We start from the raw sequence: 16,251 nt of genomic DNA on the forward strand, positions 1-16,251 counted from the left end.
TCAGTCTTCCTTCAGGCGCGCCGTGGGCGCGGGGCCCGGCAGCGGCGGGAACTTCGGGTTGCGCTCCGGCTCGGACGCGCGGACGTAGTGCGGCTCCAGGGCGAAGAGCGCCTCCTGGGAGTACGCCTCCGGCAGCCTCGCCAGCCGCCCCACCTCCACCGCGGACGGGAAGGCCGGGCCGGACAACAGCCGGTGCGGCGCGACGCCGTGCTTCTCCAGCGCCTGGCGGTAGTCCGCGAGCGCCGGGCCCAGCGCCACGGCCTCCGGTGCCGCGGCCATGCGCTGCGCCACCTCCTCCGGCGACATGGCCGTCTCCGGCTCCAGCGCCTCCACGGTGGACCCCACGCGGCGGTAGGCGCCCAGGTAGAGGTCGTCCTTGCGCGCCACGGCCAGGCAGAACAGCGGCACGCCCTCCGGCCCCTCCAGCGCCACCGCCGCCAGCGACGACGCGCCGGCGACCTTCAGGCCCGTGGCGTACGCCAGCGCCTTCACCGTGGCCAGGCCGATCCTCAGGCCCGTGAACGAGCCGGGCCCCAGTCCCACCGCCAGCCCCTCCAGGTCCTTCAGCTTCAGGCCGTGGCGCGAAAGCAGGTCCCCGACGACGCCGGGCAGCACCTCGCTCTGCTTGTCCGGAGGAGGCACCACCATGTGCTCCACGGCGCGCACGTCCGCCCCCTGGCGTTCCACCAGGGCGAGCGACAGCGTCAGCGTGGAGGTGTCCAGCGCGAGCAGCACAGGCGACATCCCTTCTTTCGGTTCAAGGCACTCAGGCCGGAACGGCCCAGAACTCCACCGGCACGTGCGACACGCGGTCGCTGCCGCACCGGTACAGCCGCACGCGCGCCAGGCCCTTGTCCAGCATGCCCAGTTGCTTCGCCGCGGCCTTCGACAGGTCGATGATGCGGCCGTCCACGAAGGGGCCGCGGTCGTTGACGCGCACCTCCACGTGGCGGCCGTTCTCCATGTTCATCACCTTCACGCACGACCCGAAGCGCTCCGTGCGGTGCGCGGCGGTGAGGGCGTTCTGGTTGAACTTCTCCCCGCTGGCGGTGGGCCGGCCGTGGAGGCCGGGGCCGTAGAAGGACGCGAGCCCCTCGCCCAGGTAGTTGCGAGGCATCTTCTCCCGGCGCGTCACCTTCGTGCCTTCACCGCCGGAGGAGCCCTCTGGCGGCTGGGGCTTCGCCGCGCGCGACGCGCAGCCAGCACACAATCCCATCCCCAGCAGCAGGAGCGCGGTCCGTCCTCGCATCATCACCTCGTCAGCGGGTCACGTCGTTGGTCACGGCGAGCAGCATGAGCAGGATGAGCAGCGCCAGGCCCACCATGTTCGCCACCTCGCGCACGCGCACGGGGATGGGGCGGCGGCGGATGCCCTCCCACGCCGCGGACAGGAGGTGGAAGCCGTCCAGCACCGGGATGGGCAGCAGGTTCATCACGCCCAGGTTGATGGAGATGATGGCCATCAGGTTGAGGAAGCTGTCCAGGCCCTGCTCGGCGCTCTTGGCGGCCAGTTGGTACATCATGATGGGGCCGCCAATCGTGCTGGGCGACACCTTGCCCACGAACAGCCCGCCCAGCACCTGCACCATCTGCCCGACAATCTTGGGGACGATGAGCGCGGCCTCCTTGAAGGCGGCGGCAGGGCCCAGGTCGATGGTCACCTTCTCCACCGGCGGCAGGTCCGCGCTGCTGTAGCTCCACGGGCGCACGCCGAACACCAGCGGGGCGCTCGTCTGGCCGTAGTCGTCGCGCGTCTTGAGCGGCGCCTGCGCCAGCTTCTCCGTGCGCTCGCCCTGGGCGCCGCGCCAGGTGAGCGTGAAGGGCTGGGCCTGCAGGCCGTTGAGCACCGTCGCCAGCTTGTTGAAGGACTTCAGCGGCGTGCCGTTGATGGCCACGATGCGGTCGCCCGGGACGATGCCCGCGCCCTCCGCCACGCTGCCCGTCGCCACGCTCGCCACGTAGAGGTCCACGGCCTCCGCGCCCAGCGCCGCCGCGCCCTCGCCGGGCTGGCGCGGCAGGGACACCTTCACCACCTCCGGCAGCCGTCCGGTGACGGCGCCCACGGCCACGGGGGCCAGGCGCGCCACGCTCAGCTCCATGGGGGTGCCCTCCGGCACCTTGGCCACCTCGCGGTAGAGGGCGGCCTCGTCCTGCACGTGCACGCCGTTGACGGACAGCACGCGGTCGAAGCTCTTCAGGCCCGCGGCGGCCGCGGGGGACGTCGCCGGCACGCCCACCACCGGCGGCTGCGGGTAGGGGCTCACGCCGATCATCCCGCGCTCGACGGTGTCCACCGGGGACACCTCCGAGCTCTTCTCCGGCGTCACCTCCACCACGCGCTGCTGCCCGTCGCGCTCCAGGGTGATGGGGACGGGGCGGTTGAACTTGCCGACGAACGCGTCCCGCATGTCGTCGAAGGTGCGGACCGGCTCGCCCTCCACGGTCAGGATGCGGTCCCCGGGGCGGATGCCCGCGGCGGCGGCGGCCATGTCCGGCGACACCATGCCCACGCGCGTGGACAGCGTCTCCTGGGGGCCCAGGAAGACGAAGAAGTAGACGAAGATGGGGAACAGCAGGTTGAAGGCCGGGCCCGCCAGGACGATGAGCCCGCGCTTCCACGGCGGCTGCGCCAGGAAGCCGCGCGCGGCCTCTTCCGGCGGCAGCTCCTCGTGCGGCAGGTCCCCGGCCATCTTCACGAAGCCGCCCAGGGGCAGCAGCGCCACCTGGTACTCCGTCTCACCCTTGGTGAAGCCGATGATCTTCGGCCCGAACCCGATGGAGAACTTGAGGACCTTCACCCCGCAGGCCTTGGCCACGAGGAAGTGGCCGAGCTCATGCACCGTCACGAGCACGCCCAGCAGGAGGATGAAGAACCCGAGGTTCTGGAGCATGGCCGGAAGAGTAATCGCGCCCCCCGGCACGGACAACGCACAACACAAGCCGCAAGGCGGGCGGCCAGGCGCGAAATCAGGCACTTACGGCAGCAGGTGCCTCACGAACTGCACATAGACGAACACCAGCGGCGCGTTGAAGATGAGCGCGTCGATGCGATCCAGCACGCCGCCGTGTCCGGGAATGAGCTTTCCGGAGTCCTTCACGCCGTAGGCGCGCTTGAGCATGGACTCGCACAGGTCACCCACGGGGCCCAGCAGGCCCCCCGCGATGCCCAGCACCACACAGTCCCAGACGGTGAAGATGGGGAAGAAGCCGAGCTTGGCGATGAACATGCCCAGCACGGAGCCGACCATGCCGCCGAAGAAGCCCTCCCACGTCTTGTTCGGGCTCACCGCGGGGTAGAGCTTGTGCTTCCCCAGGAAGCGGCCCGCGAAGTACGCCAGCGTGTCGTTGGCCCAGGTGATGGTGAGCGCGCAGATGACCCACGCGTGCCCCTCCCCCGGCAACAGCCGCAGCGCGGACAGCGCGGTGAGGCCGATGGAGCCGTAGAGGAAGCCCGTGACGAGGTGCGCGGCCCGGGTGGGGGCCTCCGCGAGCACGCCCCGGAACAGGTTGTAGATCCACGCGAAGAAGAAGAAGACGGACGTGAGCCAGAAGGCCGTCTCGCCGGTGCGCGCGGCGTCCCGCAGCGGCAACAGCGGCATCACGAAGGCGAAGGCCATGCCCACCCACGCGGCGGCGCCCAGGCGCTTCTGGGTGATGAGGTAGTACTCGCCGGCGCACACGGCCGCGGCGGCGCCCAGGAGGATGGCGCTGTAATACCCGCCCAGGAACAGGAGCAGGAGCACCAGCGGCAGGAGGGTGACGCCTGTGACAACGCGGATGAGGAGGTTCTTGTTCTTCTCGTTCACGCCTTGGCCCGCTGGGGGGTGTCGTCCCGGTTGACCTGGGCGGACGTCAGCCCGAAGCGCCTTTCGCGGCCCTGGTACTGCGACAGGCAGCGCAGGAACTCCTCGGTGCGGAAGTCAGGCCACAGGGCGTCGGTGAAGCACAGCTCGGCGTACGCCAGTTGCCAGAGCAGGAAGTTGGAGATGCGCTGCTCGCCGCTGGTGCGGACGATGAGGTCCACGGGCGGCAGCCCCGCGGTCCACAGCCGGGACTCCAGGTCGTCGGCGTCCAGGCGCGCGGGGTCCAGCTCGCCGCGGGCCGCCGCCTGCGCCAGGTCGCGCGCGGCGCGCAGCAGCTCCTCACGGCCGCCGTAGGAGAGCGCCAGGGTGAGCACCATGCCCGTGTTGTGGGCGGAGTCCGCCCTCAGGCGCTCCAGGGGCTCGCGGACGTAGCGGGGCAGCTTGTCCACCTCGCCGATGGCGTTGAGGCGGATGCCGTTGTCCAAAATCTCGGCGCGCTCGGACTCCAGGTACTCGCGCAGGAGGTCCATCAGCCCGGCGACCTCTTCCGCCGGGCGGGCCCAGTTCTGGGAGGAGAACGCGTAGAGGGTGAGGGCCTGGACGCCCAGGCGGCGGGCGGTGCGGGTGACCTCGCGGACGCTCACGCTGCCCTCGCGGTGGCCCTCCAGCCGGGGCTGGCCGCGAAGCTCCGCCCAGCGGCCGTTGCCGTCCATGATGATGCCCACGTGGCGCGGGAGCGGCCGGGCCTTGACCTGGGCCTCGAGGGCGGTGGGCAACACGGTAAGAGGGCGATCCATGAAGCCGCGCACCCTAGCGGCGGCGCCGCGTCGCGTCCACGGGCGCGTGGCCGCCCGGTCCCCCTCCACGGGTGGGCGGTCGTCTGGAGGGGTTGAACGGTTCATGAGGGGACACGAGCCCGGCCAGAGGGGTCTTCCATGAAAACTCCTCATGGGTGTCCCTCCTTCCGGGTGCTCGGCGGGCTGCTCGGGACCTGCCTGTCGGGGGTGGGGCCGGCCTTCGGGCAGGCGGCCACTCACTCCGCCGCGAGGTTGAGCTTGAAGACGTTGTCCTGCCCCGCCTTCACCTCGAAGGCGCGGGTCACGTCCTTGCCCAGGTCCCTGTGCACGACGCGCACCTGATGCGAGCCCTCCGTCGCCATCACGGCGGCGAAGGGCGTCTGGCCCAGGTTCTTGCCGTCCAGGTACACCGTGCCGAACGGACGGACCCGGAACTCCACCTTGCCCCGGGGCAGCTCGCGCCGGACCGGGGAGGCCACGCGGCGGACCGCCGTGCTCGTCGCCACGGGCTTCGCGGCCACCGTGGGTCGCGGAGTCAGCGCCACTTCCGTGACGACACCCGCGTCACGCACCTCGGCGGAGCGCTCCGTCGCGGGCATCGCCTCCGCCACGACGGCGGGAGTACCGCGGTCCCCCTCCCCGGCGGCCACCGTTTCCGCACGCGCCTCCGGAACAACCGGCGTCACCTTCGGCTCCGGCGGCTTCGCGGGCGCGTCGTCCTTCCGGGCCACCGGCACGGCCGGACTCGGGGGCGTCGCGGCCTTCTCACCCCGGCCCGCCACCGCCAGTCCCCCAGCGAGCCCCAATGCGCTCACGGCCACCAACGCCCCCACCCACTTCCGCCGGGGAGAGCGCACCGCGCCCGCGAGCAGGGGCTGCTCGGAGGCAGCCTCCTTCGAGCCATCCGGAGGCAGCGCCGCCCCGGAGGACTCCCGCAGCAGGCTCCCCGCGGAAGGCGTCGCGGGGTCCGTCGCCGCGTCGAACCGGCTCGACGGCACGTCGTCCCCAGACGCCGCCACCGCGGGCGCCTCCGTCGAGGAGCGCGCGGCCAACGGCGCCCACGCCGTGCCCACACGGCCGGGCATGGGCGTCTTCGCCGCGTCCACCGCGGGCGCTGTCACCCGCCCCTTCGCGGGCGTGGGCGCGACGGGCGTGGCCTCCACGCCCTCCATCACCTGCGCCACCAGCCGGGAGATCTGGTACGCGCCCACGGGCTCGCCCAGCGACAGCACGAAGCGCTCCAGGTCCGCCTGGAACGCGCGGCAGTCCGGGTAGCGCTGCTCCCGGTCCTTCGCGAGCGCCTTCTCCAGAATCCGCTGCATCGTCTCCGGCAGGTCCGGCCGGCGCGTCACCGCGGGCACGAAGGGCTCGAAGAGGATGGCCTGCATCATGCTCACGTCCGTCGTGGCGTCGAACGGCCGCTTCCCGGTGAGCAATTCGTAGAGCACGATGCCCAGGGCGTACACGTCCACGCGCCCGTCCATGGCCTTCGCCTGGAGCTGCTCCGGCGGCATGTACGCCACCTTGCCCTTCACCACGCCCGTCGCCGTGCGGTGGCTCTGCCCCGCCACCTTCGCGATGCCGAAGTCCACCACCTTCACGGTGCCCTGCCGCGACACCAGCACGTTCTCCGGAGAGATGTCCCGGTGCACCAGCCCCAGCGGCGCCCCCGTCTCCGGGTCCGTCAGCTCGTGCGCGAACGCCAGCCCCTCCGCCGCGGCGGCCACCATCTTCGCGCACACGCCCGGGGGCAGCGGCTGCTTCAGCTCCGTGGAGCGCTTGATGAGCCGGCGCAGCGTGGGCCCGTCGATGTACTCCATCGCCAGGAAGTAGCTGCCGTCCACCTCACCGAAGTCGAAGATCTGCACCACGTTCGGGTGGTCCAGCCGGGCGGCCAGTTGCGCCTCGCCCAGGAACATCTCCACGAACGCCTCATCCTCCGCCAGGTGCGGCAGGATGCGCTTGAGGACCAGCGTCTTCTCGAACCCCCGGGGCCCCGCCGCCTTCGCGAGGAACACCTCGGCCATGCCTCCCGAGGCGAGTTTCCGCACCAACTGGTACTTCCCCAATTGCATGGACCCAAAGCTTTCCCATGGTTCACTGGAAAAGTGAAACCCGCCGCGCGACCGAGCGTCCGGCGGCATGAGCAAGCCACCAGGACGTTTGACCCTGACGCGACGTGCTCCGTAGGATCCGCCCTCCCATGCCTCCCAAGGCCATTGGTCCCTACCGCGTGCTGGAAACGCTCGGCAGTGGCGGGGCCGGGACCGTCTATCGGGCCCTGGACCGCCGCAGCAACGACGAGGTCGCGCTGAAGCTCCTGTCGACGGGTGGCCCGTCGCTGGACGACCGCGCGGCCCGGAGGCTCGCGCGCGAATTCGAGACGCTCGCGGACCTGGCCCACCCCAACGTGGTGAAGGTCTTCGAGGCCGGCGTCCACGCGGGCCAGCCGTACCTGGCCATGGAGCTCATCGAGGGGCTCACGCTGCGCCACTACCTGGACGTGAGCTTCAACGACCTGCACACGCCCACGCCCTCCAGCCGCTTCCCGCTCACCGTCCGCCGCACCGCGGACGACGACTTCGGCAGCGAGGACGACCCGGACGACGAAGCGGACGACGCCAGCGAGGACGACGGCACTTTCGACCTCAACGCCTTCGCGGAGGAGGCCCCCAGCGAGGACCTGGCCAGCTTCCACGGCGCCGGGGAGGACGACTCGGACTCGGGCGGGATGCCCGTGGTGGACCCGCGCCGGGCCGCACCGCGCGCGCCGCCTCCCCCTTCCCGCCCCGCCACGCCGAAGATGGCGGACCTCAACCGGCCGGAGCGCATGGGCAAGCTGAAGGACGCCATGCTCCAGGTGTGCGAGGCGCTGGCGTACATCCACGGCCACGGGCTGGTGCACCGCGACCTGAAGCCGTCCAACATCATGGTGGATGACGACCGCCAGGTGCGGCTGATGGACTTCGGCCTGGCCAAGTTCCTCGCGGACGACGCGGGCATCACCGCGGACGGCAAGCTGGTGGGCACGTACCGCTACATGGCCCCGGAGCAGATCCTGGGCGAGCCGCTGGATGGGCGCTCGGACCTGTACAGCCTGGGCGTCATCCTGTACGAGCTGATGAGCGGGCGTCCGCCGTTCGACGCGAAAACGCCGCACGAGCTGTGGCGTCAGGTGCTGGAGACGGAACCTCCGCCGCTGCTCGCGCTCAACCTGCATGGCGACCCGCAGTTGGCGCGGGTGGCCCATCGCCTCATCCGCAAGGAGCCGGACGACCGGTTCCAGACGGCCGAGGAAGTGTACGAGGCCCTCTCCGAGTGAGCACGACGACGACGCACACCCTCACCGTGGACGCCACCCAGGCGGGCCAGCGGGTGGACCTGTTCGTGGGCGAGGCCCTGGGCCTGTCCCGCGCGCGCCTGAAGCGCCTCTTCGAAGAAGGCCAGGTGCGCGTGAATGGCCGCCCCGCCAAGAAGGGGCTCACCGTCACCGAGGGCCAGCAGGTCGCCGTGACGGTGGAGGAGGCCCCGCGCGAGGCCGTGCCCGACACGGACTTCCCGCTCGTCGTCCTGCACGAGGACGCCGCCCTGCTCTTCGTGGACAAGCCCGCCGGCCGCCCGTCCCACCCCCTGCAGCCGGGAGAGACGGGCACGGTGGCCAACGCCCTGGTGGCGCGCTACCCGGAGGTCGCGCAGGCGTCCCAGGACCCGCGCGAGGGCGGCCTGTGCCACCGGCTGGACGTGGAGACGTCCGGGGTCCTGGTGGCGGCCCGCACGCGCGAGGCCTGGACCGCCGTGCGTGAGGCCTTCAGCCACCGCGCCGTGGACAAGCGCTACCTGGCCCTGGTGACGGGCCCGCTGGCGGACGAGGGCGAGGTGGAGGTGCCGCTGCGCCACCACCCGCGCCACCCGGACCGCGTGGAGCCGGCCCCCTACGGCGCCGAGGACGCCCGCGAGGCGCTGTCCCACTTCCGGGTGCTGGCCCGGTCCGGGGACTCCAGCCTGGTGGAGGTGAAAATCCTCACCGGCGTGCTGCACCAGGTGCGCGCGCACCTGGCGGGCGTGGGCGCGCCCATCGTGGGGGACGCGCTCTACGGGGGCCGCGAGGCGCCGGAATTGGGGCGGTTCTTCCTGCACGCCCGCTCGCTCACCGTGCCGCACCCGGTGACGAAGGAGCCCGTGAAGGTGGAGAGCCCGCTGCCGCCGGACCTGGTGGCGGAGCTTTCGCGCCACGGGCTGTCGTGGCCGGTGGCCGGTTAGTCGCCCATCACCTTGACGATGACGCGCTTGCGGCGCTGCCCGTCGAACTCCGCGTAGAAGACCTGCTGCCACGGGCCCAGGTCGAGCTTGCCGGCGGTGATGGGGATCAGCACCTGATGGTGGACGAGCATGGACTTCAGGTGCGCGTCGCCGTTGTCCTCGCCGGTGCGGTGGTGGCGGTAGTCGGGGCCGTGGGGCGCCAGGTGCTGGAGCCAGTCCCAGATGTCCTCGTGGAGGCCGGGCTCGTCGTCGTTGACGAAGACGCCCGCGGTGATGTGCATGGCGGACACCAGCACCATGCCCTCCTGGACGCCGCTCTTCTTCACCAGGGAGGCCACGGTGTCCGTGAGGCGCACCAGCTCGCGCCGGGCCTTCGTCTCGAACCAGAGGTATTCGGTGAGGGTCTTCATGGCTCGCACTGTCAGAGGGGACCACTAGAGTGACTCACGCCATGCGAGCCATCCTCCACGTGGACATGGACGCCTTCTATGCGTCCGTCGAGCAGCGCGACAACCCGTCCCTGCGGGGCAAGCCGGTCATCGTTGGCGGGCATGCACAACGCGGCGTGGTGGTGGCCGCGTCGTATGAGGTCCGCCCCTTCGGCGTGCGCAGCGCCATGCCCATGGCGCGGGCGGTGAAGCAGGCGCCGCACGCCATCGTGGTGAAGCCGCGCTTCTCCGCGTACGCGGAGGCCAGCGAGCAGGTGTTCGCCATCTTCGAGCGGTACACGCCGCTGATTGAGCCCCTGTCGCTGGACGAGGCGTTCCTGGACGTCACGGCGTCGGTGGGGCTGTTCGGCGCGGCGGCGGACATCGCGAAGCGGATCCGCAAGGAGATTGCCCACGAGCTGAACCTGCCGGCGTCCGCGGGCATCGCCACGGCGAAGTTCGTGGCGAAGATCGCCTCCGACCTGGCGAAGCCCAACGGCCAGCGCGAGGTGCGCCCGGAGGAGACGGTGGCGTTCCTCGCGGGGCTGCCGGTGTCGCGGCTGTGGGGCGTGGGGCCCAAGACGGAAGAGGCGATGAAGCGCGCGGGGCTCGTCACCATCGGGGACGTGGCGGCGCGGGACGTGGACTGGCTGGAGCAGCGCTTCGGCGCGGCGAGCGCGAAGCACCTGTGGGAGCTGTCGCACGGCATCGACGCGCGGGACGTGGTGCCGGACCGGGCGGCCAAGAGCGTGGGCGCGGAGGACACCTTCGACGAGGACCTGACGGGCCCGGAGGCGCTCAAGCCGCACGTGCACGCGCAGGCCCTGCGGGTGGCCCGGCGGCTGCGCAGAGCGTCGCTGAAGGGGCGGGTGGTGCAGCTCAAGCTGAAGTTCTCGGACTTCACGCTCATCACCCGGCGCACCACGCTGCGAGAGGCCACGGACGACGGGCAGGTCATCTACCGCGCGGCGCTGGAGCTGCTGGAGCGCGCGCACGAAGGCAAGGCGCTGCGGCTCACCGGCGTGAGCGTGCAGTTGGACGAGGACGAGCCGCAGTTGGGGCTGTTCCCGGCGGCGGCGCCGAAGTCGTCGAAGTTGAACGAGGCGATGGACCGCATCGCGGCGCGCTTCGGCAGCAAGGCCATCACCATGGCGGACATCGCGGGGGCGGAGGCGTCGGATGACGACCAGCACCGCTCCGAGAAGCCGGTGGACAAGCCGAAGCGGTAGCGCGTCCCCGGGCACGGAGCACCTGAGCGCCTTAGCCCTTTCGCTGCGCCGTCACGGCGGGGACGACGCGGCAGCGCCTCCAGAAACGAAACGGGCCGGAGCACCTGAGCGCCCCAGCCCCTTCGCTGCACCCGGCTGCTACGGGAGCGCTATCCCTCGCCCGCGTCGGAACCGGACGAGGCGCTGGAACCACCGCCCTCCCCGCTCCCGCTGCCGGAACGGCGGCGACGGCGGCGACGGCGCTTGCGGCGGGGCCCATCCGCGTCCGCTCCGTTGCCCGCTCCGGCGCGCGGCGGCGGCACCTCTCCGGCCTGCCACGCCTCCAGCGCCTCGCGCCCTTCGCCCGTGGCCTCCACCGTCATCGCGTAGACGGCCAGCGCCTCGTTGAAGAGCGGGTGGCGGCGGAAGGCGCCCGTCTTGCGGCGGCGCTCCCCGGACAGCGTGCGCTGCATCAGCAGCAACATGCGGCAGCGCTCGGCGATGCGGCGCGGCAGCCTCGCGGACTCCACGAAGCCCGCCAGCAGGTCCTCGATGACGCGCGACACCGACGCGCGGCCCTCGTCCTGCGACTCCTCCGGCGGCGGCTGCGCGCGGCTGATGGGCACCAGCAACGTGGCCAGCAGGATGGCGTCGTCCAGCACCTCGCCCGCCGACACGCGCTTATCCAGCGCCTGCGCGAAGGCGTAGAAGGTCTTCTCCCCTTCCTTCCCGTGCTCGCGCAGGTACGCGTCCACCGGCGGCAGCAGGATCTTCAGCGCGTCCAGCGCCGCCAGCAGCTTCAGCGCCGGGGCGGACACGCCGCCGCGGATGAGCCGGAACGTCTCCTCCAGCAGGCGCGCGGGCGCGCAGCGCGGCAGGTCCTCCACCGCGCCCTCCATCGCCGCGTACGTGCGCGACTCGATGTCCAGGTCCAGCTTCGCCGCGAAGCGCACCGCGCGCAGGATGCGCACCGGGTCCTCGCGCATGCGGATCTCCGGGTCGCCAATCGTCCGGATGAAGCGCTCATCCAGGTCGCGCCGGCCGCGCACGTAGTCGATGACCCGGCCTTCGCTCGCGTCGTAGAACAGGCCGTTGATGGTGAAGTCGCGGCGGCGCGCGTCCTGCTGCGCGGTGCCGAAGACGTTGTCGTGCGTGATGAGGAGGTCCTCGCCGCTCTGCCCCTCCTCCACCCCCGCCGCCGGCTCCAGCTCCGTGGGGTTCGCGCGGAAGGTGGACACCTCCACGATCTTCCCACCCTTGAAGTAGACGTGCGCCAGCCGGAAGCGCCGGCCGATGAGCCGGCAGTTGCGGAAGATGGCGCGCACCTCGCCCGGGTGGGCGCTGGTGGCCACGTCGAAGTCCTTGGGCTTCTTGCCCAGCAGCAGGTCGCGCACGCAGCCGCCCACCAGGTACGCCTGGTGGCCGTGCTGGTGCAGCCGCAGCACCACCTTGAGCGCGTCCGGATCCATCTCGTCCGGGTCGATCTCCGCGGGCTCGCCCGTGCGGGTGGTGGTGGGCGCCTGCAGCTCCGGCTCGTTCGCGGCGGGCTCCGGCTCCGGCTCCAGGATGACGGCCTCGGGCTCCTCGGCCTCGTCACCCGCCTCGGCGGCGGCCTGCGCGTCCTCCGCCTCCGCGGCCTTCAGGGCCTCGGTGGCGGCGCGGATTTCATCGCTGACCTCGGGGCCGGCGTCCTCGGTGTCGTCATCGTCGTCGAACCCGTCGTCCTCCGCGGCGTCCGCGGCGTAGGGGGGCTCGGAGGGGGCCGGAGCGGCCCGGGAAGGGGTTTCGTGCTCGCTGAGGTGCTCGGCGGAGTCCGCGGGCACCTGGGCTTCGGTGCGCTCGCCGCGCTCCTCGGAGCCCGTCAGGTCCAGGGGGGAAGACATGGAAAGTACCTCGTGCGCGGACCCGGAAGCCGTGTCCGCTGCCGCCTCGAAGGAGGCCTCTCCGCGCGCGTCGTCTCCGGGCGCGGCTGGCAGCGTTCCGCCATGGGGCGGGGGATGGGTCGGGTCTCGCGTCATTCGCCTCGGAAGGGCAGCCGTCTAGCACGCATCCTCCCACCCATGGGGGTCGCGGCTAAGGACATTCTTCAGGGACGTCGGGGGTCCACCCGGGGCCCCCTGCCCGCCCGCCGTGCGCCCGCTGCCCGTGGGAGGCGCCTCCACTGGATAACACCGGGTCCGGGCCGAACCCCGGCCGCCACGGGCCCGTCACGCTGGAGGGGCCGCAAGGCAGGCAGGCGGCCGGGCCCGGGGGGCCGGACGCCTCAGGTGGGCGGCTTCAGGGTGCGCCCCTTGTGGGTCCGGGGCAGCGCGTGGGAGATGAGCGACACGTAGTCCACCGCCTGCACGCGCGGCGGGGGCGGCTGCGTGCCCAGCGCGGCCAGGCGCTTGCTGAACGCGGCCAGGATGTCCGGCATGGGGCGCATGGCCTTGAGCAGCGCGTTGGGGCCCTCCATCGCCTGGGACAGCGCGATGGCCGCCTGCTGCAACGGCAGCCCGCGCCGCAGCAGGTCCTGGAACGAGTTCGACAGCGTGATGATGTTGTGCCCCGCCGTCTGCACCATCTCCACGGCGATCTTGAGCACCTGCGGCGCCGTGAGGTGGCCGTCCGCCAGGAGGACCAGCGCCGCCTGGAAGTAGTTGAAGATGGGCACCACGCGCGGGCCGTAGGGCGTGAAGTGCGCGGGCGGCGTCAGCTTGTCCAGGTGGATGAAGATGCGCCGCACCGGGTCCGCGATGGGAATCTTCTTCCACGCCTCGTGCACCCGCGCGGCGTCGTCCGGGTACACCCCGCCCGCCTCCAGCACCTGGGACAGCACGCGCTCGTCCACCCGGCCCGCGATGAGGTCCGCGTAGAGCGAATAGATGAACGCGTCGGCCTCCGCGTCGTCGCCGAAGAGGACCTCTTCGGCCTCCACCGGCGCGTTGACGCGGCTCTCCAGGATGGCGGGCAGCTTGTAGCCCACCTGGCCGCGCAGGGCCCGGAAGCGCCCGCGAAGGAGGTTGCCCACGTTGTCCTTGAGGACGAACTCGTCCCACTGGACGCCGTCCAGCTTGAGCTTCTCCTCCAGCACCGCGCGCATCTGCTTGGGGCTGCCGGACACGATGCACAGCCGCGAGTCCCCCTGCTCCGCCAGTTCGCGGATGAGGGCGGACGCACCCGGAACGGCGACCTTCTCATGGGCCTTCTGGAACGCCGTGCGGAACAGGTCGCGCAGCGACTCGAAGTCCGTCTGGAGGTACGTCTTGTCCAGGTCCCACCGGTAGATGCGGCGCGGGGGGCGCGGGTCGATGCGGTCCGGCAGGCTCACTTCGCCAGGCCCTCCTGGATGGCGGTGCCCAGCTCGTTCGCCACCGCCTTCGCGGCCACCTTGCCCGCGTTCGCGATGGCGCGCGCCTTGGAGCGGCCGTGCGCCTTGATGAAGATGCGGTCGAACCCCAGGATGGGCGCGCCACCGTACTGCTCCCAGTCCGTGATGTCCTTCAGCCGCTCGATGCCGGAGGACAGCATGGCCAGGCCCGCGCGCCAGCGCAGGCTCTCCTTGTAGGCATACTGGGCCAGCTCCATCACCGTGTCGTGCACGCCCTCCAGCATCTTCAGGCACACGTTGCCCACGAAGCCGTCCGTGACAATCACGTCCACCGTGCCGCGCGGGATGTCGATGCCCTCCACGTTCCCCGTGAAGTTGAGCCCCGGCATCTGCGACAGCCGCTGGTGCGCCTCCACCACCCGGGGCGGGCCCTTCTGCGGCTCGACACCGTTGGACAACAGCGCCACCTTGGGCCGCTCGTTGCGGGAGATGATGCGCGCGTAGGCGGAGCCCATGACGGCGAACGCCACCAGGTCCTCCGCGGTGGCCTCCACCGTGGCGCCCACGTCGAGGATGAGGCTGAACGGGTCCTGCTTCGCGCCTCTCACGCCCCGCGTGGGGTACACCGTGGCCAGGGCCGCGCGGCGCACGCCGGGGATGAGCTGGAAGTGGCGCTTGCACGCGAGCACGCCCGCGCCCGTGTTGCCCGCGGAGACGAGCGCGTGCGCCTCCCCCTCCGCCACCAGCCGGGCGGCCACCGCCACGGAGGACTCCGGCTTGCGCGCCAGCGCCTCGCCGGGCTTCTCGTCCATGCCCACGTAGTCGCCCGCGTGGTGCACGGAGATGCGCTCCCCGTTGTGCTTGATGCCCGCCAGGGCCTCGTCGATGACCGGCCGGTCCCCCACGAGCAGCGCGTGGATGTGCGGAGACTCCAGCGAAAGCTGGGCGGCGCCTCGCACCACCTCCGCCGGGCCGTGATCGCTCCCCATCACGTCGAACGCGATGGTGATGTGCTGCGGCTTGCCCACCATGGTCCCCATCCTATGAGCTTTGCTCCGCGCCTGCTCCCGACATTCGCACCTGTGTCACCAACGACAGTGCCAAAAGTCCACCCAGCGCCACCAGCACCGCGCCCGTCCCATAAGGCGCCGTCGGGCCCAGTCGTGTGAAGAGCAGGCCGCCCAGCGCGGGCCCCACGATGCGGCCCAGGGAGCCGGACGCCTGGTAGGCCCCCAACACCGCCCCCTGGCGCTCCATGGGCGCGTGCAGGGACACCAGCGCGGACAGGCACGGCGTCACCAGCGCGGAGCCCACCGCCAGCAGCCCCATCACCGGGAACAACCACCCATACGACGGCGCCACGGGCAGCAGGGCCAGGCCCGCCGCCGTCAGCCCGAAGCCCACCACGGCCACCGGGGCCTCCCGCCCTCCCCTGCCCCCCGGGGCACCTTCCGCCCCATGGCCCGGCGCGCCATGCCCCGCGGCCACCAGCCGGCGCACCAGCCCGCCCTGCACCAGCGCGGACAGCACGCCCACCACCGCGAAGAGCGCCCCGGAGCGCAGGCTCGCCTCTTTCAGGACGGCCGCGTCCGGATGCACCGCGTGCACCAGCCACCCGCCCTCCAGCGGCACCGGCCCGGTGGAGAGGAAGCGCGTCAACAGGTAGACGGAGAAGGTGCCCTCCATCTGCGCGAAGGCCACCGTGTAGAGCAGCACCAGCACCACGCACCGGCCCACGACGGGCAGCGTCAACACGGAGGCGGCGCCCCGCATGCTGCGCGTCGTGGCGGACGGCGAGTCCGCCCTGCGCGTCTCCGGCAGGAAGAACCAGGTGTTGAGCAGGTTCAGCGCGGACAGTCCCGCCGCGAACAGACCGATGGCCAGGTTGCCGCCCCACGCCCCCAGCACGCCGCCCAGCGCGGGCCCCAGCACGAAGCCCAGGCCAAACGCCGCGCCGATGATGCCCATGCCCCGCGCGCGCTCATGGGGCTTCGTGATGTCCGCCACCACCGCCTGCGCCGTGGACACGTTGCCGCCGGACACCCCGTCGATGATGCGGGACAGGAACAACAAGGGCAGCGTGTGCGCGAAGGCGAACAGCACGTAGCCCACCAGCGAGCCCACCTGGGAGATGAGCAGCACCGGCCGACGGCCGAACCGGTCCGACAGCCGCCCCATGATGGGCGCCGCCACCAACTGCATCAGCGAGTACACCGCGACGAGCAGCCCCACCGCGAAGGGGGAAGCGCCAAAGCGCACGCCGTACACGCCCAACTGCGGAATCAGGATGCCGAACCCGATGAGGTCCAGGACGGCGATGCCGAACACCACCCGCAGCGACGCCTCCCGAGCCAACTTCGCACTCCCTCGTCCCTTCGAGGGACCGTTGGAAAAAACAAGACCGCCGGAGCGCGCGCAACGGGCGCTCCGGCGGCCGGGAACAAT

The 16,251-nt window shown here is 71.8% G+C and carries 14 protein-coding genes; 3 read left to right on the plus strand and 11 right to left on the minus strand.

Annotated features, from left to right (window positions below):
* The 6 genes from tsaB to K8556_RS25435 form a co-directional block, all read right to left on the minus strand.
* Positions 1 to 744: a tRNA (adenosine(37)-N6)-threonylcarbamoyltransferase complex dimerization subunit type 1 TsaB gene (tsaB, locus tag K8556_RS25410; protein WP_223742675.1), complete on the minus strand. Its 744-nt coding sequence runs from the start codon at positions 742 to 744 to the stop codon at positions 1 to 3.
* Between the two features lie 22 nt (positions 745 to 766).
* Positions 767 to 1,249, minus strand: a complete 483-nt coding sequence (locus tag K8556_RS25415; RefSeq protein ID WP_223742732.1) for a septal ring lytic transglycosylase RlpA family protein — start codon at positions 1,247 to 1,249, stop codon at positions 767 to 769.
* Between the two features lie 10 nt (positions 1,250 to 1,259).
* Positions 1,260 to 2,891, minus strand: a complete 1,632-nt coding sequence (gene rseP, locus K8556_RS25420) for an RIP metalloprotease RseP (RefSeq protein ID WP_223742676.1) — start codon at positions 2,889 to 2,891, stop codon at positions 1,260 to 1,262.
* 84 nt (positions 2,892 to 2,975) lie between these two features.
* The gene (locus K8556_RS25425) at positions 2,976 to 3,806 is read right to left on the minus strand and encodes a phosphatidate cytidylyltransferase (protein ID WP_223742677.1); all 831 of its coding nucleotides are present in this window, start codon (positions 3,804 to 3,806) and stop codon (positions 2,976 to 2,978) included.
* A complete protein-coding gene (gene uppS, locus K8556_RS25430) occupies positions 3,803 to 4,600 on the minus strand; it encodes a polyprenyl diphosphate synthase (protein WP_223742678.1) in 798 nt (265 codons plus the stop codon). Before uppS ends, K8556_RS25425 begins: the two co-directional genes overlap by 4 nt.
* A gap of 236 nt (positions 4,601 to 4,836) precedes the next feature.
* A complete protein-coding gene (locus K8556_RS25435; protein ID WP_223742679.1) occupies positions 4,837 to 6,675 on the minus strand; it encodes a serine/threonine-protein kinase in 1,839 nt (612 codons plus the stop codon).
* 128 nt (positions 6,676 to 6,803) lie between these two features.
* On the opposite strand from K8556_RS25435, the gene K8556_RS25440 reads away from it, so the two are divergent.
* Both K8556_RS25440 and K8556_RS25445 read left to right on the plus strand, forming a co-directional pair.
* Positions 6,804 to 7,922: a serine/threonine-protein kinase gene (locus K8556_RS25440; RefSeq protein WP_223742680.1), complete on the plus strand. Its 1,119-nt coding sequence runs from the start codon at positions 6,804 to 6,806 to the stop codon at positions 7,920 to 7,922.
* A complete protein-coding gene (locus K8556_RS25445) occupies positions 7,919 to 8,860 on the plus strand; it encodes an RluA family pseudouridine synthase (RefSeq protein ID WP_223742681.1) in 942 nt (313 codons plus the stop codon). The genes K8556_RS25440 and K8556_RS25445 overlap by 4 nt, the downstream gene beginning before the upstream one ends.
* On the opposite strand, the gene K8556_RS25450 is transcribed toward K8556_RS25445, so the two are convergent.
* Complete coding sequence (locus K8556_RS25450) at positions 8,857 to 9,270, minus strand: secondary thiamine-phosphate synthase enzyme YjbQ (protein WP_223742682.1); 414 nt, start codon at positions 9,268 to 9,270, stop codon at positions 8,857 to 8,859. The two genes, K8556_RS25445 and K8556_RS25450, sit on opposite strands and share 4 nt — an antisense overlap.
* A gap of 41 nt (positions 9,271 to 9,311) precedes the next feature.
* Here K8556_RS25450 and K8556_RS25455 point away from each other — a divergent pair, with 41 nt between their 5' ends.
* Entirely contained in the window at positions 9,312 to 10,517 is a 1,206-nt protein-coding gene (locus tag K8556_RS25455) for a DNA polymerase IV (protein WP_223742683.1), read from the plus strand.
* A 149-nt stretch (positions 10,518 to 10,666) separates the two neighbouring features.
* On the opposite strand, the gene pcnB is transcribed toward K8556_RS25455, so the two are convergent.
* The 4 genes from pcnB to K8556_RS25475 form a co-directional block, all read right to left on the minus strand.
* Positions 10,667 to 12,379: a polynucleotide adenylyltransferase PcnB gene (gene pcnB, locus K8556_RS25460; protein ID WP_223742684.1), complete on the minus strand. Its 1,713-nt coding sequence runs from the start codon at positions 12,377 to 12,379 to the stop codon at positions 10,667 to 10,669.
* Between the two features lie 380 nt (positions 12,380 to 12,759).
* Positions 12,760 to 13,806: a phosphatase domain-containing protein gene (locus K8556_RS25465; protein ID WP_223742685.1), complete on the minus strand. Its 1,047-nt coding sequence runs from the start codon at positions 13,804 to 13,806 to the stop codon at positions 12,760 to 12,762.
* Positions 13,803 to 14,837, minus strand: a complete 1,035-nt coding sequence (plsX, locus tag K8556_RS25470; RefSeq protein WP_206792020.1) for a phosphate acyltransferase PlsX — start codon at positions 14,835 to 14,837, stop codon at positions 13,803 to 13,805. The genes K8556_RS25465 and plsX overlap by 4 nt, the downstream gene beginning before the upstream one ends.
* A 10-nt stretch (positions 14,838 to 14,847) precedes the next feature.
* The gene (locus K8556_RS25475) at positions 14,848 to 16,161 is read right to left on the minus strand and encodes an MFS transporter (protein ID WP_223742686.1); all 1,314 of its coding nucleotides are present in this window, start codon (positions 16,159 to 16,161) and stop codon (positions 14,848 to 14,850) included.
* Between the last annotated feature and the right edge of the window lie 90 nt (positions 16,162 to 16,251).

Origin of the sequence: Corallococcus sp. AS-1-12, from assembly GCF_020036995.1 — a bacterium.
In the GTDB taxonomy this organism is placed as follows: Bacteria; Myxococcota; Myxococcia; order Myxococcales; family Myxococcaceae; genus Corallococcus.

Bases quoted from the DNA above. Each gene is read 5' to 3' on its own strand.
- K8556_RS25435 (WP_223742679.1), bottom strand. From the start codon at position 6,675: ATGCAATTGGGGAAGTACCAGTTGGTGCGGAAACTCGCCTCGGGAGGC.
- plsX (WP_206792020.1), bottom strand. From the start codon at position 14,837: ATGGTGGGCAAGCCGCAGCACATCACCATCGCGTTCGACGTGATGGGG.
- tsaB (WP_223742675.1), bottom strand. From the start codon at position 744: ATGTCGCCTGTGCTGCTCGCGCTGGACACCTCCACGCTGACGCTGTCG.
- rseP (WP_223742676.1), bottom strand. From the start codon at position 2,891: ATGCTCCAGAACCTCGGGTTCTTCATCCTCCTGCTGGGCGTGCTCGTG.
- K8556_RS25455 (WP_223742683.1), top strand. From the start codon at position 9,312: ATGCGAGCCATCCTCCACGTGGACATGGACGCCTTCTATGCGTCCGTC.
- K8556_RS25440 (WP_223742680.1), top strand. From the start codon at position 6,804: ATGCCTCCCAAGGCCATTGGTCCCTACCGCGTGCTGGAAACGCTCGGC.
- pcnB (WP_223742684.1), bottom strand. From the start codon at position 12,379: ATGTCTTCCCCCCTGGACCTGACGGGCTCCGAGGAGCGCGGCGAGCGC.
- K8556_RS25415 (WP_223742732.1), bottom strand. From the start codon at position 1,249: ATGCGAGGACGGACCGCGCTCCTGCTGCTGGGGATGGGATTGTGTGCT.
- K8556_RS25450 (WP_223742682.1), bottom strand. From the start codon at position 9,270: ATGAAGACCCTCACCGAATACCTCTGGTTCGAGACGAAGGCCCGGCGC.
- uppS (WP_223742678.1), bottom strand. From the start codon at position 4,600: ATGGATCGCCCTCTTACCGTGTTGCCCACCGCCCTCGAGGCCCAGGTC.